Raw genomic sequence first — 20,986 nt, 5'->3', positions numbered from 1 at the left:
AGGGCAGGCCCTGCGCGTGTCCTGGCCCCGACGCTCCTGTGGACGGCAACGGCCCCCTCCCGCACACCGGGAGGGGGCCCTCGTCATTGCGGCGTCATTCCGGCTTCTTCGCCCGGCTGGGCTGCACCCGCTTCGGCTCGCCCGGCATCTTCGGGTACTCCGGCGGGTACGGCAGATCGCCGAGGCCGTGCTCCGCCTCGTCCTTGTTCGCCGCCTCCAGCAGGGTCTCCAGGCTGAACCGGTGGTCGTCCATGTCGGCGTGGACGTCGCCGACCTCGGCGTACCGGCCGGGCATCGTCATGATGTCGAAGTCCTCGGGCCTGGCGTCGTCGACCTCCTCCCAGCGCAGCGGGGCGGAGACGGGTGCGTGCGGCCGGGGCCGTACGGAGTAGGCGGAGGCGATGGTGCGGTCCCGCGCCGTCTGGTTGTAGTCGACGAAGATGCGCGCGCCGCGCTCCTCCTTCCACCACTTGATGGTCACCCGGTCGGGCATACGGCGCTCCAGCAGCCGGCCGGCCGCGATGGCGGAACGGCGGACCTGGGTGAAGGTCCAGCGCGGTTCGATCGGCACGAAGACATGGATGCCGCGGCCGCCGGACGTCTTGGGCCAGCCGCGCAGTCCCATCTCGTCGAGGACGGCCCGCAGCTCGTGGGCGGCCCGGACGGCGTCCGCGTAGTCGGTGCCCGGCTGCGGGTCGAGGTCGATGCGCAGCTCGTCGGGGTGGTCGGTGTCGTCGCGGCGCACGGGCCAGGGGTGGAAGGTGACGGCGCCGAGGTTGGCGGCCCAGATGACGGCCGCGGGTTCCGTCGGGCACATCTCGTCGGCCGACCGGCCGCTGGGGAAGGTGATGTGGGCCGTCGGGATCCAGTCGGGGAGGTATTTGGGCGCGCGCTTCTGGAAGAACGATTCGCCGGTCACCCCGTCGGGGTAGCGCTCGAGGGTGGTGGGCCGGTTCCGCAGGGCCCGGGTGATGCCGTCACCGACGGCCAGGTAGTAGCGGACCATGTCCAGCTTCGTGTAACCGTGCTCCGGGAAGTAGACCTTGTCGGGATTGGACACGCGTACGGTCCGCTCCCCCACTTCCAGTTCCACCGCTCCGGCCATGCCCGTCAGCGTAGGCCGTGCCGAGTTCCCCCGCATACCGGACAATCGCGATATGGATCTGCCGGTCATGCCGCCCGTGAAGCCGATGCTCGCCAAGTCCGTGAAGAAGATCCCGCCCGGTATGCAGTACGAGGCCAAGTGGGACGGCTTCCGTGCGATCGTCCACCGGGACGGGGACGAGCTGGTGATCGGCTCCCGTACGGGCAAGCCGCTCACCCGCTACTTCCCGGAACTCGCCGCCGATCTGGCGGCCCAGCTCCCCGACCGCTGTGTGGTGGACGGGGAGATCGTCATCGCCCACGAGGGCCGGCTGGACTTCGACAAGCTCACCGAGCGCATTCATCCTGCCGACTCCCGGGTGCGGATGCTCGCCGAGCAGACACCCGCCAGTTTCGTGGCCTTCGATCTGCTCGCTCTGGGTGACGAGGCCCTGTTGGACGCCCCGCTGTCGCTGCGGCGCACGACGCTGGCCGCCGCTCTGTCGGACGCGGCGCCACCCGTTCATCTCGCGCCCGCGACCACCGATGTGGAGCTGGCCCAGCAGTGGTTCGAGCAGTACGAGGGCGCCGGGCTCGACGGGGTGGTGGCCAAACCGCTGGATGTGCCGTACCGCCCCGACGCCCGCCTGATGTTCAAGATCAAGCACGAGCGCACGGCCGATGCCGTGGTCGCGGGCTACCGGCTCCACAAGAGCGGGCCGGTGGTGGGGTCGCTGCTGCTCGGTCTGTACGACGACTCGGGCGCCCTCCAGCACGTCGGCGTCTGCGCCGCCTTCTCCATGCAGCGGCGCGCGGAGCTGATCGAGGAGCTGGCGCCGCTGCTCATGGACTCCCCGGAGGGGCATCCGTGGGCGGCCTGGGCCGAGGAGGCCGCCCACGAGGGAGCCCGGCTGCCCGGCGCGCAGAGCCGCTGGACGGGCAAGAAGGATCTGTCATGGGTGGCTGTGCGACCGGAGCGGGTGGTCGAGGTCGCCTACGACCACATGGAGGGCGACCGCTTCCGGCACACGGCGCAGTTCCGCCGCTGGCGGCCGGACCGCGAACCGGCCTCCTGCACATACACCCAGTTGGAGGAACCGGTGTCGTACGACCTCGCCGAGGTGCTGTCACCCCGGGAGGGGTGAGCAGGGACCGTCGCCCGGGCTGCCGCTCGGCGACGGTTCCGGGGGCGGTGATTCGGGGGCTGAGGGCTGGGGCGAAGGTGTCGGATCGGGCGAGGGGCAGGGCGACGGGTCGGAAGGTGTCGGGCTCGGATCCGGCGACGGGGTGGGGGTCGGGGTCGGGTCCGGCGAGGGGCTCGGATCCGGCGAACCGGTCGGCGGCGGCGAGCTGGGACCGCCGGGCGGCCACGGTCCTGGAGGCCGGCCGGGAGTCGGGCGGGGCCGGACGGTGGGCGTCGGCGTGGGCGTGGGACCGACGACGATCCCTCCGCCGCTCCCGTTCCCCTTGCCGACGGGGCGCGCGGCAGGAGTCCTGCCGCCCGCACCCGGGCTCCCGGGCAGGACACCCGTGCCGTCCGGTACGGGGTGGGCGCCGGACCTGTAGAAGTCCAGCCAGGCCAGGACCGTGCGCAGATACGCCCGCGAGTGGTTGTAGCCGAGAATCGCCCGGTCCAGATCCGCGGGCACCGTCAGATCGCGGTCGCCGGCGCACAGATAACGTCCGGCGGCGAGCGCCGCGTCGTGGATGTTGCCCGGATCCCTGCGTCCGTCGCCGTTGGCGTCCTGTCCCCAGCGCGCCCAGGTGGAGGGGATGAACTGCATGGGCCCCACCGCCCGGTCGTAGCGCCGGTCGCCGTCGTACGCGCCCCCGTCGGTGTCCCTGATGGTGGCGAAGCCGTTGCCGTCGAGGACCGGTCCGAGGATCGGCGAGAGCGTGGTGCCCGAGGCGTCCACCCGCCCGCCGCGCGCCTGACCGGACTCGACCTTGCCGATCGCCGCCAGCAGTTGCCACGGCAGGCGGCAGCCCGGATCGGTGCGGGCGATCACTGTCTGCGCGCGGCGGTAGGCGGCGAGGACCGTCGCGGGGATGCCCGACTCGGTCCGCACGGCGCCGGTCAGGATGCCTCCGTCCGGCCGGCCCGGCCGGACGGGCCCGGGCGGCGTACGGAGAGGCGGCAGTTCGGTGTGGTACGAGTCGTCGTTGGGCGGCTCGGCCCATGTTCCGTACTCGGCCTCGGAGTTGGTCTCTGCGGAGGGCTTCTCGGGAACGGTTCCGGGTGCCTGGGAGGCGGTCAGCGCGGCCATCGCCGCCACCGCGGCGACACTGCCGGCGACTCGCTTGCGGGCGCGCGCACCGCGCGGGCGCCTCATGCCCCCTCCCCGAAGGTGTCGAGTGCGGCCAGGCGCCAGGTGCCGTCGGAGCGGACGGCGTCGACGGCGAGCATGGCGGCCGCGTAGGTCGTCTCGCCCTTCGTCGCGGTGCGGGTGTTGCTCTGGTCGGCGAAGACCAGCACCCGGGCCCGGTCGCCGTCGATCAGTTCCACGCCGCTCTCGGTGACGGTGGTGGTGAGGACGAGCTTCTGACGGGGCCCTTCCTTGCGTACGGCAGCGAGCATGGCGGCATGCTGCGCGACGGCCTTGCCGGTCAGATGCTCCTTCACGGCCCGGTCGAGGGCGCCGGAATCCGCGAAGTTGTAGGAGAACAGCGCCTCGACCGCCGCCGTCACCCGGCCTTTCAGCTCGCTCGTGCGCGCGGTGTCGGCCAGGGCGGCGTTGCGTACGGCGGGCTCGTCGCGCAGGTCGGACGCCTGAGTACCGGCGAAGGCGGCGAAGCCTCCCGACAGGACGATGAGGGCGCACAGCACGGCGAGCAGCCGACTGCCGCGGGCCGCCGCCGGCTTCACGTCGGCGAGCTCCTGCGGTGCGACGGGGCCGCGTTCGCGTACGGCCGGCCGCCGCGACAGGACTCCGGCCTTCGCGGTCGCCGTCGCCGTCGCCGTCGCCGTCGCGGGACGGTCGGGGGTCAGCGTGTCGCCGGGCGCGGTGCCGGGGCGGCCCGTGCTCGCCAGCCGCCTGCGGCGGTTGATCAGATGGCGGGTTGTCGACATGTCCGGTGTCCTCTCGTCACTCGGCCGCGGTATTGCCGACGGGTGCCTGGCCGAGGGCGCTGAGCTTCCAGCCCTCGGGCGTACGGGTGAGCTCGCCGAGCATCCGGCTCTCCTTCCGCGCGGGTTTGCCGGTGGGGGCGGTGACCGTGATCCGCAAAGCGACCAGCACGCTCGCCCGCCCCGCGCGGTCGTCGAGTTCGGTGACCGCGCCGGACAACACCTGGGCGCTCGTGACCGTCCTGGCCTGCTGGATCTGCTTCTCGAACTGGCTCCGGCCGTCGGTGAGTTGTTTGCGCAGCTCTCCCGTGGCCGAGTCCTCCCAGGAGTCGAGGCCCCCGTCGACGTCGCGGTGGTCGAGGGTGTTGAGATTGAGCACCGCCTGCTCCCCCGCGGTCAGGACCCGGTCCCGTTCCCTGGCGTACGCGGCGGAGTCGTCGTGCGCGGCGTCGTACCAGGACCAGCCGCCCCAGCCCGCGAACCCCGCCGCGACGACCGTCAGCGCGAGCGCCGCGGCGAGCAGCGGATTCCTCGTCGTCCCTGCCATGGTCCTGTCCCTCCCTATCGGGATGCGATGTCGACGATCTGCCAGCGTCCGCCGCGCAGTTCCGCGGTGACGGACAGCTGGGCGGCGGCGGTGGCCGGCGGCTTGCCGCGGCGCTCGGCGACCTGGTCGAGGAAGACCAGGAGGTGGGCGCTGTGGCCGGTCAGCCGGGTGACCCCGGCCCGTACGACATGGGTGGTGAGCGTCAGCTTCTGCTCGGCCGCCCGTTTCTCGACCTGACCGAAGAGCTCTCCGTACTGGCGGGCGGCTTTCCCGGCGAGGAGGCTTCGGGCGGCCTGCCGGGTCGACTCCGTGCCGGCCGGTGTGTAGGAGAAGACCTGGGTGAGCGCGGTGCTGACGTCCTCGATCACCTCGGTGGTGGCCGCGGTGTCGGTCAGCGCGCGGTTGCGGGCGGCGGGTGTGTCGTTCAGCCGCGCCGTGGCGAACAGGAAAGCGGCGCCGCCGAGAACCAGCGCGATCAGGAGGGCCATGGCGGCGAGGGTGCGGCGGCGGAACGGGGGGCGGTCCGGGCCCACTTCGGGTCGCGTACCCTTCCGCGGTTCCGGCCCCGGTTCCGGACGCTGCTCCGGCCTCACGCCATGCGGGGCCTTCTCCGCCTGGGGCCTCGGCCTCGCTCCCGTCACTTCTTCCGCTTCCACCTCTGCCGCCTCGCTGTTCATGCGCCACCCACCGGGACCGCTCTCAGCGACTGGACCTTCCAGCCGTCCGGGGTGCGGGCGAGAACGGCCTCCAGCCGTTTGCGCTCGCTGCCGGCCGTGGTACCTGCCGTGGCCCCATCCCCGGGGGGCCGTTCGACGCGGACGGTCGCGATCAGTTCGGCGGTACCCGCGCGGGTGTCGAGGGCGGTGAGCGCCGCGTCGGTGACCGTGGCACGGGCGGTGGCGCCCTTCCGCGCCTTCACCCGCTTCAACTCGTCGTGGAGCGGCCCGGTCGAGGCGTCGAGCCACTGCCTCCGCCCCGCGGCCGGGTCCTCGGCGTCGAAGCTGGTGAGCCGGACGATGCGCTCCTTGCCGTCCGCCAGCACCTCGTCACGGGAGGTGGCGTGGGTGAGGAAGTCGTCGCCGCGCGCCTGCCCGTACGACCAGGCGGAGACGGCGCAGAACAGGACGGCCAGGACAGCCGCGGTCCCCCGCACCACGCGACTGCGCTGCTCCGCGAAGAGCCTCCTCGTCCTAGTCACTGCCCGCCTCCAGGTCATCGCCCGCCTCCAGTCCGAGAAGGCCGCCGAGACCGCGCGGGATGCCCGCGACCGACGGCAGTCCGAGCAGTCCCGGCAGCCGTTCTGCCGCGGCGGAGGCTGTGTTGTCTCCGTCGGCTCCGCCGGTCCCGGCGGCCGGCGGAAGCAGGGAGCCGGGGACCGCGGGGTCGGGCACCGGGCCGCCGCCGGGGGCGTTCGCGCTGCCGCGGACGTTCACACCGCTGCCGGCCGGTGCGGTGCAGCGGGCCTTGGTGTTGAGTGCTGCGGCGGGCGAGGTGTCGACGCCGTTGCGATAGGTGGTCCCGCCGTACCCGGCGGTGCACGGCAGGGGTTCGAAGAACGTCACCGCCATCCCGAAGCGCGCCCCCTGGCCCGTGATCGCGGTCGATCCGGCGGCGGCCACGGCGGGCAGCTGGACCAGCAGTTCCTCGATGCCACGCTGCCGGGTGACCGCGACCTGGGAGGTGGTGAGCAGATTGGCGACCACCACCCCGAGAGCCGGGTCGAGATCGCGCAGGAGGCCGCTGATCTGGCCGGCAGCGTCGGGCGCCGCGGCGATGAGGCGCCGCAGATCGGCGTCGGACCCCTTCAGCTGTCCGGCGAGCTCCTTCGCCCCCGTCGCAAAGGACTTGAGGGCCCGCCCCTGCTCGGTCTGCGTACGGAGCACGGTCTCGCTGTCGATCATCAGCCGCGTGGTGACCGGGAGCGCCCGGTCGGCGGCGCGGACGAAGTCGTCGCCGCTGTCCAGCAGCACCTGGAGGTCGTCGCCGCGTCCGCTCAGCGCGGCACCGAACTCGTCCACGACGGTGCGCAGCGACTCCGGGTCGATGGAGGAGGCCAGGGCGTCGACGCTGGTGAGGACATCGGTGACGGGCGCGGGAACGCGGGTGTCGCGTTGCGCGACGACCGCGCCGTCCCGCAGGTACGGTCCCGCGTTGTTCCTCGGCCGCAGATCGATGTACTGCTCGCCGACGGCCGACAGGCCGGCGACGACGGCTTCCAGGTCGGCGGGTATGGGCGGTGCCGAGTCCTTGATGCGGAGTTCGGCCTCGACCCCCTCCTCGCGCAGCTCGATGGGTCCGACCCTCCCCACCGACACACCGCGGTAGGTGACGTCGGAGTGGGTGAAGAGGCCGCCGGTATGCGGAAGTTGGACACGCACGGTGTAGTAATCCTGCAGTCCCGCGTACCGGCCGAGGTCGGCGTAGCGGATGCCGACGAAGCCGAGCACGAGGACGGCGACGACCAGGAAGGCCACGTTCTTGAGGCGCGTGGCGGTGGTGAGCATCAGCGGCCCCCTTCCGCGGTCGTGGCGGGGCTCGTCGGGGCAGGTGCCGTCGTGACGGGCGGAAGGGGCAGTGGGAGTGTCGCGTCGCGGCCCCTTCGCGCGGGCGCCTGAGCTCCGGGCGGCGTGAGCTCGGGGATGATCTGCGTGCCGGGTACCGCCGCCACGTTCAGATAGACGTTGAGGTAGTCGCCCTTCACCCCGCGCAGGACCTCGTCGGTGAACGGATAGGTCACCAGCACCTGGAGCGAGTCGGGCAGGGCCTTCCCGGAGTCGGCGAGCGCCTTCAGCGTCGGTCCGAGGGCTTTGAGGTCGGCGATCGTGTCGGCCTTGCTCCGTTCGACGGTGTCGACGGCGACGTCGGACAGGGTGCCCAGTGCGCGCAGCATGGTGAGGAGGGAGCCGCGCTGCTGCTCCAGCACGGACAGGCCGGGGCTCAGTCCGGTGAGCACCCGGCCGACCTGCTGTTTGCGGGTCGCGAGGGTGGCGGCGAGCCGGTTGACGCCGTCGAGAGCGGCGGTGATGTTGCCCTTGTTCCTGTCGAGGCTCGTCACCAGGGTGTCGATCCGCTTGAGCACGGAGGCGACCTGGGGTTCACGCCCGCCGAGGGCCTTGTTGAGCTCGGTGGCGATGGTCTTGATCTGATGGATGCCGCCGCCGTTGAGCAGCAGCGACAGCGCTCCGAAGACCTCTTCGACCTCGGGGTTGCGGTTGGTGCGGGCGATCGGGATGGCCGCGCCGTCCGCGAGGGGACCCGCCGCCGCGCGGGTGCCCGCCGCCGTCCGGGTTCTGGCGGGCGGGGGTGAGAGCTGGATGTACTTCTCACCGAGGAGGCTGGACTGTTCCAGGTGGGCGTAGGCGTCGGCGGGCAGCTTCACGTCGCCGTTGATGCGCATGGTGACCTTGGCGGACCAGTCCCGGGAGCTGAGGGTGATCCCGGTGACCCGGCCGACGGCGACGTCGTTCACCTTGACCGCTGACTGCGGCACCAGGCTGAGGACGTCATCGAACTCCGCGGTGATGTCGTACGGATGGCTTCCGAGATCGGCGCCGCCGGGCAGCGGCAGCTGCTCGATGCCCGACAGCTCGGGCATCGAGCAGCCGGATACGGTGAGCCCGAGGGCCAGGGCGAGTGCGGTCGACGCGGCCGCTGTGCGGGGGCTTCTCACCGGGAGGCCCCCCGACGCTTGTCCGGGGTGCCGTAGACGGTGCCGACGGGCGGCAGCGGCAGACCCGGCAGGGTCTTCTGCCGGTTCGGCGCCACGGGAACCAGGCCCGCCAGTGGATTCGTACCGTCGGGGGTGACGAGATCGCCGCCGAAGCTGAGTTCGTTGATGTCGGCGCGGCCGTTGATGGTGCGGTGGACCGGGTCGTACGCGGCCATCAGATTGCCGGCGGCGAGGGGGGCGGTGTCCATCGCCTCGGCGAGCGAGGCGCGCTGGTCGACCAGGATCCGGGTCAGCGGTACGAGGGCGTCGACGTTCTTCTGGAGCCCGCCGCGGTTCTCCTTGATGAAGCCCTTCACCACGCCGAGCGCCTTGCCGAGTTCCTTGAGAGCGGCCGACAGGTTCTCCTTGTCGTCGGCCAGGAAGCCCGTGACGGTGGCGAGTTGCTGTTCGGCCTTGGCCACCGTGCCGTCGTTCTTCTTGAGCATGGCGGTGAAGGACTGAAGGTGTTCCAGGGTGCCGAAGAGGTCGCCGCTGCTGTTGTCGAGCGTTCGTGCCGCCTTGCCGAACTGTGCGACGGAATCGCCGATCGCCTTTCCGTTGCCGTCCAGGTTGGCGGCGCCGGTGTCGAAGAGACGCGCGAGCGCGCCGTCGGCGTTCGCGCCCTTGGGCCCGAGTGCGGTGCTGAGTTCGGTGATCGACGCGTAGAGCTGGTCGACCTCCAGTGGCATGGCGTTGCGCTCTGCGGGCAGGACCGCTCCGTCCTCGAGCCGTGCGCCGCCGCGGTAGGCGGGGGCCAGCTGGATGTAGCGGTCGGCGACGACGCTCGGGGCCACGACGACGGCGTGGGCGTTCGCGGGGACCTCGACGTCGCGGTCGAGCAGCAGTGTCACCCGCACCTGGTCGCCCATCGGTTTCACGGTGTCGACCGTGCCGACCTTGACCCCGAGGACTCGCAGGTCGGAGCCCTCGTAGACACCGGTGGCCCGGCTGAAGTAGGCGGTGACGCGGGTGGATTGGGCTTCCTTCAGGGCCATCGCCCCGGACGCTCCCGCGACGGCGACCACCGCGAGCCCGGCGGTGATCCCGACGATCCGGCGGAGGTTCATGAGGCACCGCCTGAGGGCTTGGGCGGCATGCATCCGGTCGTGGGAGGCGTGCCGGGGGGCAGATAGTTACGCGGAACGAGTCCGCAGAGGTAGTTGTCGAACCAGCGCCCGCTGCCGAGGGTGTTGCCGACGAGCCGGTAGTACGGCCCGGCGAGCGCGAGGGTCCGGTCGAGGCTCGTGCGGTTCTTCAGGAGTACGCCGGTGACCTTGCTCAACGCGGCCAGGGTGGGGGCCAGTTGCTGTCGGTTGTCCTCGACCAGCCCGGACAGCTGGATGCCGAGGTTCTTGGTGCCGGTGAGCAGGAGATGGATCGCGTCGCGCCGGGCCTGGATCTCACCGAGCAGCAGACTGCCGTCCTCCAGCAGCATCTCGAAGCTGCTCTTCTTGCCGTCCAGCGTGCGCGACAGTTGTCTGCTGCTCTGGAGGAGCGCGGCGAGCTGGGCATCGCGCTGGGAGACGGAGCGGGAGAGTGCGGAGAGCCCGTTCGCAGCGGTGCGCACGTTCGGCGGCGAGTTCTTGAAGGTCGCGGAGATCGTCTCGAAGCTCTTGGCGAGCTGCGCGGTGTCGATCTTCCCGATGGTCTCGCCCAGTCCGTTGAAGGCCTGGGTGACGTCGTACGGGGAGGTGGTGCGGCTCGCGGGGATGCGCTCGGACGGGTTCTGGCCGGTGGTGCCGAGCGGATCGACGGCCAGGTACTTCTGCCCGAGCAGCGTCTTGATGGCGATGGCCACGGTGCTGGCGTTGCCGATCCAGGCGTCCTCGACCCGGAAGCGGACGGCCACCTTGTCGCCGTCGAGGCCGACGGAGGCGACCTCGCCGACCTTCACCCCCGCGATGCGCACCTCGTCGCCGTCCGTGAGTCCGGCCGCCTCGGTGAACTCCGCCGTGTAGGTGGTGCCGCCTCCGACGAGGGGCAGGGAGTCGGCGCGGAAGGCCGCGAAGCCGAGCAGCACGAGGACGAGGAGTCCGACGAGGCCGACGGCGACCGGGTTGCGTTCCCTGATGGGCTTGATACGGCCGGGCATGGTCATCCTCATCCCTGGCACCTCGGTTCGGTGATCCCGATGCCCGTGGGCGGCGTGCTGCCGTCCGAAGTGGTGACGCCGCTGACCTTCGCCTCGCAGAGATAGAGGTTGAGCCAGGACCCGTACGAGGCGAGCCGGGTGAGGGCCTGCATCTTGGCGGGCGTCTTCTGCAGGAAGTTCTCGATGGCGGGGCTGTTCTCGCCCAACTGCCGGGAGAGACGGCCGAGTTCTCGGATGTCGTTCTTGAGCGGCGCGCGGCCGTCCGTCAGCAGGTCCGCGGTGACGGTGGTGAGTCCGCCCATGGCGACCACGGCCTCGCCGAGGGGTTTGCGGTCACCGGAGAATCCGCTGACCAGCCGCTGAAGGGTGTCGACGAGCTGGTCGAAGCCCGCCTCGCGGTCGTTGACGGTCTTCAGCACGATGTTGAGGTTCTTGATGACCTGGCCGATGACCTGGTCCTTGCCTGCCACGGTCGTGGTCAGGGAACCGACGTGCTTCACCAGGCTGTCGACGGTGCCTCCGTCGCCCTGGAGAACGGTGACGATCGAGGAGGCCAGGTCGTTGATCTCGTTCGGTGACAGACCTTCGAAAAGCGGCTGGAAGCCGTTGAAGAGCTGGGTGAGGTCGAGCGCGGGCGTGGTGCTCTTCAGGGGGATGGTGTCGCCGGCCGCCAGGTACTGTCCGACGGGGCCGGCTCCCTGGTCGAGGTCGATGTAGCGCTGCCCGACCATGTTGAGGTACTTGACCGAGGCGGTCACCGAGACGGGCAGCCTGCGCCCCTTGCTGACGCTGAAGGAGACCTCGGCCTCACGGCGGTCGGCGACCCTGACGGACTCGACCTGCCCCACCTTCACCCCGGCGATCCGTACGCTGTCGCCCGCGATCAGTCCGGTCACATCGGTGAACCGCGCCTTGTACGGGGCGGTGTCGCCCACCCCGGTGTTGGCGATGCTGACGGCCAGGACGGTGGTGGCCAGCACGGTGACCACGATGAAGACGACCGACTTCACCAGCGGTCCGGCGATGCTGCGGCGCTTCACTTGAGCGTCACCTCCGTGCCGCGGTAGACGGGCCCGGTCAGGACGCTGCTCCAGTCGGGCAGGTCCCGCGGCGCCTTCTTCAGTTCGGGGGCCATCAGCTCGTTGACGAGCTGGTTCTCCTGGGGCGAGTTGGGCAGGCCGAGGCTCGGTGCGGCCGCTGCCGCAGCGGCGGGGGCCGGTGTGCCGTTGTACGGGACGGCGTAGCAGTGCGGTCCGTCGCCGCCGTCGTAGACGGGTGCGTCCCTGCCGGGCACGTACTTCCCCAGCGAGGGCACGGTGGTCAGATCGACATGGAGTCCGGGCCGGTCGGTGCCCTTCCCCAGCGCCTTGTCCATGGCGGGCACGAAGCCGGCGAGGGTGCGCAGGGTGCAGGGGAACGACGGCGAGTAGCGGGCGAGCAGCTCCAGCGTCGGGCGGCTCACCGCCGCGAGCCGGATGAGGTTCTCCTTGTTGTGGCGCAGGAAGGTGGTGAGGTCCTGCGCGGTGGCGGTGGTCGAACCGTAGAGGCGGGCGAGTTCGGCCTGCTGACCGGCGATGGTGCCCGTGGTGGTGGTGAAGTCGGTGAGCGCCTTCAGCACGTCGGGAGCGGCGTCCGCGTACAGGTGGCTGACCCTGACGAGGTGCGCGATGTCCCGGTTGAGGACGGGCAGTTGGGGATTGAGCTTCTTGAGGTGCGCGTCGAGGGTGACCAGGGTGCGGCCGAGTTGGTCGCCGCGGCCCTCCAGCGCCTGCGAGACGGCGGTCAGGGTCGCGGAGAGTTTCTGCGGCTGCACCGCGGTGAGCAGCGGCAGCACATGGTCGAGCACCTGCTCCAGCTCGATGGCGTTGCTGGAGCGGTCCTGGGTGATGGTGTCGCCGGCCCGGAGCGTGCGGGTGGAGGGGTTGCGCGCGGGCGGTACGAGGGCGACGAAGCGCTCGCCGAAGAGGGTGGTCGGCAGCATCTGCACGGAGACATCGGAGGGGATGCGGCTGAGCCGGCCGGGTTCGATGGCGAGGGTCAGACGGGCGCCTCTGCCGTCGGCGCGGATGTCGCGCACCTCGCCGACGACGACGCCGCGCAGCTTGACCTCCGCGTTGGTGTGCATTTCGTTGCCGACGGCGCCGGCGAGGACGGTGATCGTGGCGTCGTCGGTGAACTTCTTGTCGTACACGGCGACCGACAGCCACACCAGGAGGGCGGGCACCAGCAGGAAGACCACTCCGGCGAGCCTTCGGCGCAGGACGGTCGTGTTCATCCCGCCACCTTCACCGTCGTCGTCGCGCCCCAGATGGCGAGCGAGAGGAAGAAGTCGGTGACGCTGATCAGGACGATCGCGTTGCGTACGGAGCGGCCGACGGCGATGCCCACGCCGGCCGGACCGCCCTCCGCGCGGAAGCCGTGGTAGCAGTGGGCGAGGATCACCATCACGCTGAAGATCAGCACCTTGAGGATGGAGAGCAGGACGTCGTCCGGGGAGAGGAAGAGCCGGAAGTAGTGGTCGTAGGTGCCCGCGGACTGGCCGTTGAAGACGACGGTGATCCAGCGTGAGGCGAAGTAGGACGACAGCAGTCCGATCGCGTACAGCGGGATGATCGCGACGACACCGGCGATGATGCGGGTGGTGACGAGATAGGGCATGGAGCGCACGCCCATGGCCTCCAGGGCGTCGACCTCCTCGTTGATGCGCATCGCGCCGAGCTGGGCGGTGAAGCCGGCGCCGACGGTGGCGGAGAGGGCGAGGCCGGCGACGAGTGGCGCGATCTCCCGGGTGTTGAAGTACGCGGAGACGAAGCCGGTGAAGGCGGAGGTGCCGATCTGGTTGAGAGCCGCGTATCCCTGGAGGCCGACGACGGTGCCGGTGAACAGGGTCATCGCGATCATCACGCCGATGGTCCCGCCGACGACTCCGAGGCCGCCGCTCCCGAACGCGACCTCCGCCAGCAGGCGTTGCACCTCTCTGAGGTAGCGGCGCAGGGTCCTCGGAATCCAGACCAGGGCCCGTACATAGAAGGTCAGCTGGTCTCCGGCGCGGTCCAGGCGGCTGAGCACGGCCATCGGATCAGCCCCCCTTCGCGGGGACGATCTGCAGATAGACCGCCGTGAGGACCATGTTCACGAAGAACAGCAGCATGAAGGTGATGACCACGGACTGGTTGACCGCGTCGCCCACCCCCTTGGGGCCGCCGCGTGGATTGAGCCCGCGGTGAGCGGCGACGATGCCCGCGATGAAGCCGAAGACGAGCGCCTTGAACTCGCTGATGTAGAGGTCGGGCAGTTGGGCGAGTGCGGAGAAGCTGGCGAGATACGCGCCCGGGGTGCCGCCCTGCATGATCACGTTGAAGAAGTAGCCGCCCAGTGTGCCGACGACGGAGACCATGCCGTTGAGCAGGACGGCGACGAACATGGTGGCCAGCACCCGCGGCACGACGAGCCGCTGGATGGGCGACACTCCCATGACCTCCATCGCGTCCAGCTCCTCGCGGATCTTGCGGGAGCCGAGGTCCGCGCAGATCGCCGAGCCGCCGGCGCCGGCGATCAGCAGCGCGACGATGAGCGGACTGGCCTGCTGGATGACGGCGAGGACGCTGGCGCCGCCGGTGAAGGACTGCGCGCCGAGCTGCTGGGTGAGCGAGCCGACCTGGAGGGCGATGACCGCGCCGAACGGGATCGAGACGAGGGCGGCGGGCAGGATGGTGACGCCGGCGATGAACCAGAACTGCTCGATGAACTCCCGTACCTGGAAGGGACGGCGGAACGTCGCCCGGACGACGGCGAGCGCGAGCGCGAAGAGCCTGCCGGTCTCGCGCAGCGGCGCGAGCGCCTTCAGCGGCGGGCGCGGGGCCGGTGGGCCGGGGGGCGCTGCGGGCCGGGCCGGCAGTTGGGCGGTCACCTGGGCACCCCGCCGCCGGCCGGGGCGTAACTGCGGGCGATCGCGGTCCGAGCGGCTTCGGGCAGCCGGTCCATCATCGCGAGGACGCGTTCTCTGCGGCGTTGCACGGCACGGCGCTCGGGCAGGCCCGGTGACGGCTCCAGTTGGGGTACGAGCGGGCGCGGCCCCGCCGCGGCGGCGCCCCCGAGTTTGCGCTGCTCCATCGCCAGCGTCGCGGCGTCCTTCTCCTCGGACATCCCGATCGGGCCTTCGCGGCGGCCGCTGAGGAACTGCGCGACGACGGGTTCCTCACTGGTGAGCAGCACTTCCCGCGGGCCGAAGGTGACGAGATTGCGCCGGAACAGCATCCCCATGTTGTCGGGGACGGTGGCCGCGATGTCGAGATTGTGCGTGACGATCAGCATGGTCGCGTCGATCTGGGCGTTGAGATCGATCAGCAACTGGGAGAGATAGGCGGTACGCACGGGATCGAGTCCGGAGTCGGGTTCGTCGCACAGAATGATCTGCGGGTCGAGAACGAGTGCGCGGGCGAGTCCGGCGCGTTTGCGCATTCCGCCTGATATCTCGCCGGGAAGTTTTCCCTCCGCCCCGACGAGGCCGACCATGTCCATCCGCTCCATGACGATGCGGCGGATCTCGGACTCCTTTTTGCGGGTGTGTTCACGCAAAGGGAAGGCGATGTTGTCGAAGAGGGACATCGAACCGAAGAGGGCGCCGTCCTGGAACATCAGGCCGAACAGTTTGCGGGTCTCGTAGATGTCCCTCTCGGAACTGTTCACCATGTCCACGCCGTTGATGAGGACCCGACCCCGCTCGGGCTTGAGAAGCCCGATGACCGACTTGAGGAACACGGTTTTCCCCGTGCCGGAAGGCCCCAGCATGACGCTGACCTCACCGGCCGGAAGAGTGAGCGTGACGTCCTGCCAGATGTTCTGTTTGCCGAAGGACTTCGTGAGTCCGTCGACCACCACTTCGATTCCCATCTCACCTCCTGCTGTGTGCTCATGACGTGACAGGGGTGCGCCGAGGGCGCACGTTAAGTTGACCTGCGGCGCGAGGACAAGTGCCTGGACGGTCCCCTGATCCGCGAATTGCGCGGATGCCGAATTGTTTGTCATGCGGTGACAAGTTCCGGCCGCCGCGTTGTGGAGTTATGCGCAGCCACCGCCCGCTCCCGCAGTCGCAGTCGCAGTCGCAGTCGCAGTCGCAGTCGATGGTGGCCTCGCGGCCCAGGGGGGCCGGAGCCGCGAGGCCGGTCCATTCGGGAAAGCCGTCGCTCAGGGAAGGACGGCGGAGTGCCAGTGCCGCGACAGCACCTTGCCGGCGTCCGGCTTCACGGTGCCCGGTGCGGTGAGACCGCCGCTGTAGGTGGAGGCGTTGTCGAGCGTCAGGCGGTTGTTGCCGGACGGCGAGGGAAGCCCCGTCTTCAGGTCGATGGCTCCGTTGAGGATGCCGAACAGGCCGCATCCGTTGGCCTTCGGCACGGAGAAGGCAGTGTCCCCCTGACTGTTGCCGGTGAGGGCGAACCGCAGCATCGCGCCTGCCGTGTTGGGCGTTCCACCCGCGTCGAAGCGCTGTACGGCGACGGCGGGTGCGGTCGTGTTCTGCGGCCGGAGCACGATGGGGTCGGCGGCTGAGCCGATGTAGCACTGCGAGCCCAGGAACGGGTTCTCCAGCCGTATCCGCACCGGCAGCTTCACGATGGGCTTGCCGGTGGTCAGCCCCGAGGTGAGGCTGAACTCCGTGGGGGTGCCCGCCGATTCCACCGTGGCCGTGACCTTGTTGAGGGTGCTCTCGGTGAGCCGGCGGCAGATCTCGCTGATGACCGGGATGTCGCTGGGACACATCAGACCGAGCAGCCCGCCGGGGATGGCCGTCGGTGACCCGACGAGAGCGCCGCCGGCGGGCGGCACCACGGTGAAGGTGCCGGTCGCCGTCTGCTGCACCACCCCGAACTGGAGGTCGTTGGGACCGGTCGTCGCGGTCGTCTTGCCCAGCTTGATGGAGCCGCCCGGTGACTGCGAGGACACACAGGTGGCGACCGTGGCCTGGCCGTCGGCGGCCAGCATGGCGGGGTCGTCGACCGGACAGCGGGTGAACGGCGCCCAGTGACCGTTCAGTTGTACGGGAGCCGACGCCGGCGCCGGCGTCCGGTCACTCACGGGCTCGGCCGCGCTCGCGGGCGCCGCGGTCAGGGGGACCGCCACGAGAAGGGCGGCGAGCGCGCAGCTCGCGGCGGTGCGCGCTCTGGAGGAGCTCAAGGAGACAGGTCTCATCTCTCCCTCAATCCTTTCCGGTTCTGGGGGAGTTGTGCTGCGAGGTGTGTGGTGTCAGTGGGTCAGCGCTCGGGCTTGGGCACCTTGACCGGCTGGTGGTCGGGGGTGCAGTACCGCGCGTCGGGCCGGGGGTTGCCCGATGCGCAGGGGGCGGCCTGGACCTGTTTGAGGTAGTTGCCCGGCCCGGACACGGAGGAGGTGAAGAGGGCGTCGAGGTCCTCGTCCACTCCGCAGCCGCTGAACGGCGGGATGGTCATGGTGGAGGTGAGTACGCCGCCGGTGACGAGCTGGTAGCCGTTGCCCGGCCCCTTCAGCACCCCGGTGAGCACCACATGGTCCTTGGTGTCCTGCGCGGGATCGGGGTCCGTCGAGTACAAGGAGCCGGTCGTCCGGCAGTCGGGGCCGACGTCCAGGGGAACGCCGTTGACCTTGACGTCGAACAGGCGGAGGCGGAGCGGAACCCTGATGTGGGTGAGACCGGAGGACTTGGCCAGCAGGATGTCCGAGTCGATGGTCATGGTGTCCAGTTGGGTGAGCTCCATCATGGCCGTCGTCGGCATGAACCCGTAGGTCAGGAAGGTGGCGGGTGCGGGCGGCATCTGGGGGCGGCCTTCGTGGTCCAGGACGCCGGTCGCGTGCTGAACCAGATGCAGCCCGTCGGGCTTGGGCACGATCTTCTTGGAGACGTCGATGAGCTGGGTGCAGGACAGGGGGACTTCGGATGCCGCCCGGAGCTTGGCGACGTTCGAGTAGCCCGTGATGTACGCGACCATCGCGAAGGGGTTGACGGTGTCGCCGACGCACGGGGGTGGTGCCGCGGGGGCGCTGTCGTCGTTCGGTGCGGGTGGTGCGATGCCGAGGTCGCGCGGTTCCTCCGGCCGGGGCGCTCCGGTGGTGGGTGCGGGTCGCTGCGTGGTCGGGGGCGGGGCGGAGGGGCCGGCACTGCCGGTGATCTCGACCGTGGCGAGAAGAGTCTCCGCGCTCTCCTCGGGGGTGCAGGTCAGCGGAACGACGGCCGGTTCGGTGGGGGTTCCGTCCGCCCGGCGCGGTGTGAGGTCGACGGTCAGCGGCCCCGCCGTGAAGGTGAGCCCGCCGGTGTCGCCGGCCGTGACGGTGGGGACGAGCCCGGACGTGCGGAGCGTCAGCTCGCCGCTGTCCGGGACGGGAACGGGCTGCGCGGCCGTGCCCGGCCAGACCGCTTCCGCCGTGTGCTCGTCCTGGGCCACGGCGACGGTGAGCCGGCTCGCGCCGGTGACCTCGGCCGCCCGGAGAAGGGCCAGTTCGGCGCGTGTGGCCTCGGAAAGAACCACCGTCGTGGAGACGTCCTCCGCCTGGACCGCCTCGCCCACCGCGTGCGCCTCGGGGAGGGTGGCGGCGATCCGTACCTGTATCCGTACAGGCTCCTGCTCCGCCGGGGCGTCACAGGTGTAGGCGAGTTCGGCGGCCACGGTCTGCTCACCGTCCGCGGCGCCGGCCCCGGGGACCGTGCCGGCGGCAAGGACCAGGACGGCGACGGCAGTTCCCCGCACCGCCGTGCGTGCACGCGTGCCCGTCGTACGGCAACGCGCGCCCGTCGTAGGGCTGCTCCCGCTGCTGCGCAGCACCTGCATGGCTCCCTTCACGAGACCCGGTGGGCCCGCACGGCGGACGGCTCTCCGCCGCGCGGTCCCGGACGGCCTCGGACGACGTCGGCTACTCGGTGCCCACGAGGGTGGGGTGTGCCGTGCCGCCGGCGGGGGTGACCACGGTGTAGTCGCCGTTGAAGGTCGGGTGGTCACCGTCCTGGGCGATACCCGCGCAGCCCGCGCTGGCGTTGACGACCGTCAGCTGACGGTCCGCGTTGGAGACGGTCAGCACTCCGGTGGAGTTGGTGTAGGTCGCGTTCACCTCACCCGCGACGTCGAAGGTGCAGGTGAGCACCGTGAGGGAGGCGTTGATGCCGGTGAGGTATCCGGTCGTGGTGCCGGTGGCCGCGTCGTAGTCGGTGGCCCGCAACTGCCAGGCGGGGCTGGTGTCGGCGACCGGCTCCACCGGGCCCACGGGGCTGGTGCAGGGGTCGGCCTCGCTGCCGAAGGCGGCGCTCGCTATGTCGCCGACATGGGCGGGATTTCCGGTGGCGCTGAAGAGATTTCCGCCCGCGGTGGCGGCGGGACAGGTGAGGGGAATTCCGTTGAGGTCGAGAACGGTATTCACCGACAGCGCCGAGAACGTCTCCGGAGAGTTCGGTCCTACGGTCCATGTCGTGGGTGCGGCAAGTGCCGGTGCGGTGGCGAGGGCGACGGCGGCTGTTGCCCCGACCGCGACTAACGCGGCCTTTCCGATCGGGTTTCGCACGGGTGGTTCCTCCGATTCGTCAGTGCGATGCATTGCTTGCGCAGGACGCGTTCCACAGCCGTGTGGGGGAAGGGCGGGACGCGACATTGAACCCCGTTCAGTGGCGGTCGACAGGATTCAGCCAGGTACGATCCGTGACGATGCCAGACGTTACTTGCGGGAAACATCGCGCACAATCCCGCCGGTCAAGATTCTCTCGGCACGTGTTTTTCCTCGTACCGGAGTACGTAATTGGCGCGCCACGCTTGTCATTCGGTGCGCAATTCCCGGTCTGTAAGCGGCCGACCTCCGAGGACGGCCGGCGCGAGCTGTCACGTCGGGACAGGGGGCCGCATATCGCCGGAGTGCCCGCACTCCCGCCACCGCGCGCAAGAGCCGACCTCACCGTACGGCGCCGCCGTCACCGTCCGTCAGCCACCGCCTCCCCCAGGGCTATCGGTCCGCAATGGCCGGAACTTTGCTGTGCCCGCACGGGAATCGGAAGCCCTTTTACGTCGTCCGACGCCATTTCGAGCCACTCGATCATCGCCGACAGAGAGCGTTTTCTGGCCCTTGGAAACTCGTCGTGCCCCAAGTGGTGTTCACCACTCCGGGGTTGGTCTATCTTCGGCAAGCCGCAGTCGATGAGTGTGAGCTGCTTCCATGGCGAGCGCTTGCATCGAAAACCGACCCCACCGGCACCGGAAAGCGAGGGGAGGCAGCCATGCCGGGAGCTGTGAATCCGTCGGACACCGGAGAGTCGCTGGGTCCGCTGCCGCAGGAGTTCGCGGCCATCATCCGGCCCGAACTGCCCAGCCTCATCAAAGAGATCGGCATCGAGGTCACCCGCGCCTATCCCGAGTACGCACGGCTGCTGAACGGCCCGTACGGCCAGGGCATCAGGGTCGGCGTCGAGCAGAGCATCCTCGTCTTCGTCGACCAGGTCGCCGAACCGTCCGCGCCCTCCGCCCTGCGGGACGAGATGTGCCGCAGGTTCGGACGCTACGAGGCGTACGAGGGCCGCAGCCTGGACGCGCTCCAGGGCGCGTACCGGCTCGGGGCGCGCATCGCGTTGCGCCGGGCGAAGAAGGTCGGCCGGAGCTACAACCTCTCCCCCACGATGATGCTGACCTTCGCCGACGCGCTGTTCGCCTACGTCGACGAGCTCGAAGCACTGTCCCGCGAGGGCTACTTGGAGGTGCGGTCGCGGTCCGGGGAGCAGAACGAGATCCTGCGCCGACGGCTGCTGCATCTGCTGCTCGCCGGGCCGCCCGTGCCCCGTACCGCCATCGCGGAACTGTCCGAGCAGACCTCCTGGCCGCTTCCGGAGTACGTCACGCTGGTCGCCCTGCGCTCCCCCGCGGTCCTGGAGCGGGCGGACATGGACAACGATGTCCTCGCCGATCTGAGCGATCCGCAGCCGCACTTACTGATCCCGGGACCGGTCGACGCCGCGCGAAGACGCATGCTGGACGCCGCTCTGTTCGGCAACCGCGCGGCCGTCGGCCTCACCGTCCCGGCCGCCGACGCACATGACTCGATCCGCTGGGCCCGGCGTACCCTGGAACTGGTCGACGCGGGCATCGTCGAGGACGGTCCGCTGGCCTTCGCCTCCGACCACCTCGTCCCCCTGTGGCTGCTGTCCGATCCCGGGCTGCTCGACCAGCTCGCCCAGCGAGAACTCTCCCCGCTCGCCGAGCTCACACCGTCCCGGCGCGACCGGCTCGTCGACACCCTGCGGATCTGGCTCGACACCCGTGGCACGGCGGCCCAGATGGGCGAGCGCCTCGACGTCCACCCCCAGACCGTCCGTTACCGGCTGCGCAGTCTGGAGTCGATCCTCGGCGATCAACTCGTGGACGCCGAGCGACGGTTCGCCATCGAGGTCGTCCTGCGGGCACTGGCCCTGCGGTCACGGACCGAGGGTTCGCCGGGCAGGCCCCTGGCCGGCTGACGGCTTGCGCCGACACGTCCCCGGTGCCCGGCACA

The 20,986-nt window shown here is 70.4% G+C and carries 20 protein-coding genes; 2 read left to right on the top strand and 18 right to left on the bottom strand.

The features are described 5' to 3' along the window. Nucleotides 1-94 precede the first annotated feature (94 nt). The gene (ligD, locus tag ACFWU3_RS03330; protein WP_384430373.1) at nt 95-1,105 is read right to left on the bottom strand and encodes a non-homologous end-joining DNA ligase; all 1,011 of its coding nucleotides are present in this window, start codon (nt 1,103-1,105) and stop codon (nt 95-97) included. 52 nt (nt 1,106-1,157) lie between these two features. Here ligD and ACFWU3_RS03325 point away from each other — a divergent pair, with 52 nt between their 5' ends. After that, the gene (locus ACFWU3_RS03325) at nt 1,158-2,228 is read left to right on the top strand and encodes an ATP-dependent DNA ligase (protein ID WP_384430371.1); all 1,071 of its coding nucleotides are present in this window, start codon (nt 1,158-1,160) and stop codon (nt 2,226-2,228) included. On the opposite strand, the gene ACFWU3_RS03320 is transcribed toward ACFWU3_RS03325, so the two are convergent. The 17 genes from ACFWU3_RS03320 to ACFWU3_RS03240 form a co-directional block, all read right to left on the bottom strand. Further along, the gene (locus ACFWU3_RS03320) at nt 2,211-3,416 is read right to left on the bottom strand and encodes a lytic transglycosylase domain-containing protein (protein ID WP_384430368.1); all 1,206 of its coding nucleotides are present in this window, start codon (nt 3,414-3,416) and stop codon (nt 2,211-2,213) included. The genes ACFWU3_RS03325 and ACFWU3_RS03320 overlap by 18 nt on opposite strands. Further along, the gene (locus ACFWU3_RS03315; protein WP_384430365.1) at nt 3,413-4,153 is read right to left on the bottom strand and encodes a hypothetical protein; all 741 of its coding nucleotides are present in this window, start codon (nt 4,151-4,153) and stop codon (nt 3,413-3,415) included. Before ACFWU3_RS03315 ends, ACFWU3_RS03320 begins: the two co-directional genes overlap by 4 nt. Nucleotides 4,154-4,169: 16 nt before the next feature. Beyond that, on the bottom strand, nt 4,170-4,697 hold the full coding sequence (locus ACFWU3_RS03310; protein WP_384430362.1) for a hypothetical protein: 528 nt from the start codon (nt 4,695-4,697) through the stop codon (nt 4,170-4,172). A 14-nt stretch (nt 4,698-4,711) separates the two neighbouring features. Then, nucleotides 4,712-5,374, bottom strand: coding sequence for a hypothetical protein (locus ACFWU3_RS03305; RefSeq protein ID WP_384430359.1), 663 nt, complete (start codon nt 5,372-5,374; stop codon nt 4,712-4,714). Continuing rightward, nucleotides 5,371-5,913, bottom strand: a complete 543-nt coding sequence (locus tag ACFWU3_RS03300; protein ID WP_384430356.1) for a hypothetical protein — start codon at nt 5,911-5,913, stop codon at nt 5,371-5,373. The genes ACFWU3_RS03305 and ACFWU3_RS03300 overlap by 4 nt, the downstream gene beginning before the upstream one ends. Then, a complete protein-coding gene (locus ACFWU3_RS03295) occupies nt 5,888-7,201 on the bottom strand; it encodes an MCE family protein (protein WP_384430354.1) in 1,314 nt (437 codons plus the stop codon). Before ACFWU3_RS03295 ends, ACFWU3_RS03300 begins: the two co-directional genes overlap by 26 nt. Further along, a complete protein-coding gene (locus tag ACFWU3_RS03290; protein ID WP_384430986.1) occupies nt 7,201-8,292 on the bottom strand; it encodes an MCE family protein in 1,092 nt (363 codons plus the stop codon). Before ACFWU3_RS03290 ends, ACFWU3_RS03295 begins: the two co-directional genes overlap by 1 nt. A gap of 71 nt (nt 8,293-8,363) precedes the next feature. Beyond that, nucleotides 8,364-9,473 (bottom strand): MCE family protein, encoded by a 1,110-nt coding sequence (locus ACFWU3_RS03285; RefSeq protein ID WP_384430350.1) that lies wholly within the window; start codon nt 9,471-9,473, stop codon nt 8,364-8,366. Then, nucleotides 9,470-10,510 carry an MCE family protein gene (locus ACFWU3_RS03280; RefSeq protein WP_384430347.1) on the bottom strand — a complete coding sequence of 347 codons (1,041 nt, stop codon included), beginning with the start codon at nt 10,508-10,510 and terminating at the stop codon, nt 9,470-9,472. The genes ACFWU3_RS03285 and ACFWU3_RS03280 overlap by 4 nt, the downstream gene beginning before the upstream one ends. Continuing rightward, nucleotides 10,507-11,538: an MCE family protein gene (locus ACFWU3_RS03275; RefSeq protein ID WP_384430344.1), complete on the bottom strand. Its 1,032-nt coding sequence runs from the start codon at nt 11,536-11,538 to the stop codon at nt 10,507-10,509. The genes ACFWU3_RS03280 and ACFWU3_RS03275 overlap by 4 nt, the downstream gene beginning before the upstream one ends. Beyond that, nucleotides 11,535-12,773: an MCE family protein gene (locus ACFWU3_RS03270; protein ID WP_384430341.1), complete on the bottom strand. Its 1,239-nt coding sequence runs from the start codon at nt 12,771-12,773 to the stop codon at nt 11,535-11,537. Before ACFWU3_RS03270 ends, ACFWU3_RS03275 begins: the two co-directional genes overlap by 4 nt. Beyond that, entirely contained in the window at nt 12,770-13,573 is an 804-nt protein-coding gene (locus tag ACFWU3_RS03265; protein ID WP_384430338.1) for an MlaE family ABC transporter permease, read from the bottom strand. The genes ACFWU3_RS03270 and ACFWU3_RS03265 overlap by 4 nt, the downstream gene beginning before the upstream one ends. Nucleotides 13,574-13,577: 4 nt before the next feature. Next, nucleotides 13,578-14,408, bottom strand: coding sequence for an MlaE family ABC transporter permease (locus tag ACFWU3_RS03260; RefSeq protein ID WP_384430335.1), 831 nt, complete (start codon nt 14,406-14,408; stop codon nt 13,578-13,580). Continuing rightward, nucleotides 14,405-15,391 (bottom strand): ABC transporter ATP-binding protein, encoded by a 987-nt coding sequence (locus tag ACFWU3_RS03255; protein ID WP_384430983.1) that lies wholly within the window; start codon nt 15,389-15,391, stop codon nt 14,405-14,407. Before ACFWU3_RS03255 ends, ACFWU3_RS03260 begins: the two co-directional genes overlap by 4 nt. Nucleotides 15,392-15,685: 294 nt before the next feature. Next, nucleotides 15,686-16,684, bottom strand: coding sequence for a hypothetical protein (locus ACFWU3_RS03250; protein WP_384430332.1), 999 nt, complete (start codon nt 16,682-16,684; stop codon nt 15,686-15,688). 62 nt (nt 16,685-16,746) lie between these two features. Next, nucleotides 16,747-18,213, bottom strand: a complete 1,467-nt coding sequence (locus ACFWU3_RS03245; protein ID WP_384430329.1) for a DUF6801 domain-containing protein — start codon at nt 18,211-18,213, stop codon at nt 16,747-16,749. Between the two features lie 163 nt (nt 18,214-18,376). Beyond that, entirely contained in the window at nt 18,377-19,018 is a 642-nt protein-coding gene (locus tag ACFWU3_RS03240; protein ID WP_384430326.1) for a hypothetical protein, read from the bottom strand. 703 nt (nt 19,019-19,721) lie between these two features. Here ACFWU3_RS03240 and ACFWU3_RS03235 point away from each other — a divergent pair. Next, the gene (locus tag ACFWU3_RS03235; RefSeq protein ID WP_384430323.1) at nt 19,722-20,951 is read left to right on the top strand and encodes a helix-turn-helix domain-containing protein; all 1,230 of its coding nucleotides are present in this window, start codon (nt 19,722-19,724) and stop codon (nt 20,949-20,951) included. Nucleotides 20,952-20,986: the final 35 nt, after the last annotated feature.

It is taken from the genome of Streptomyces sp. NPDC058685, assembly GCF_042714725.1.
Lineage (GTDB): Bacteria > Actinomycetota > Actinomycetes > Streptomycetales > Streptomycetaceae > Streptomyces.
Note: the sequence above shows the minus strand (reverse complement) of the source record. Positions and strands in the feature narration are given on the sequence as shown.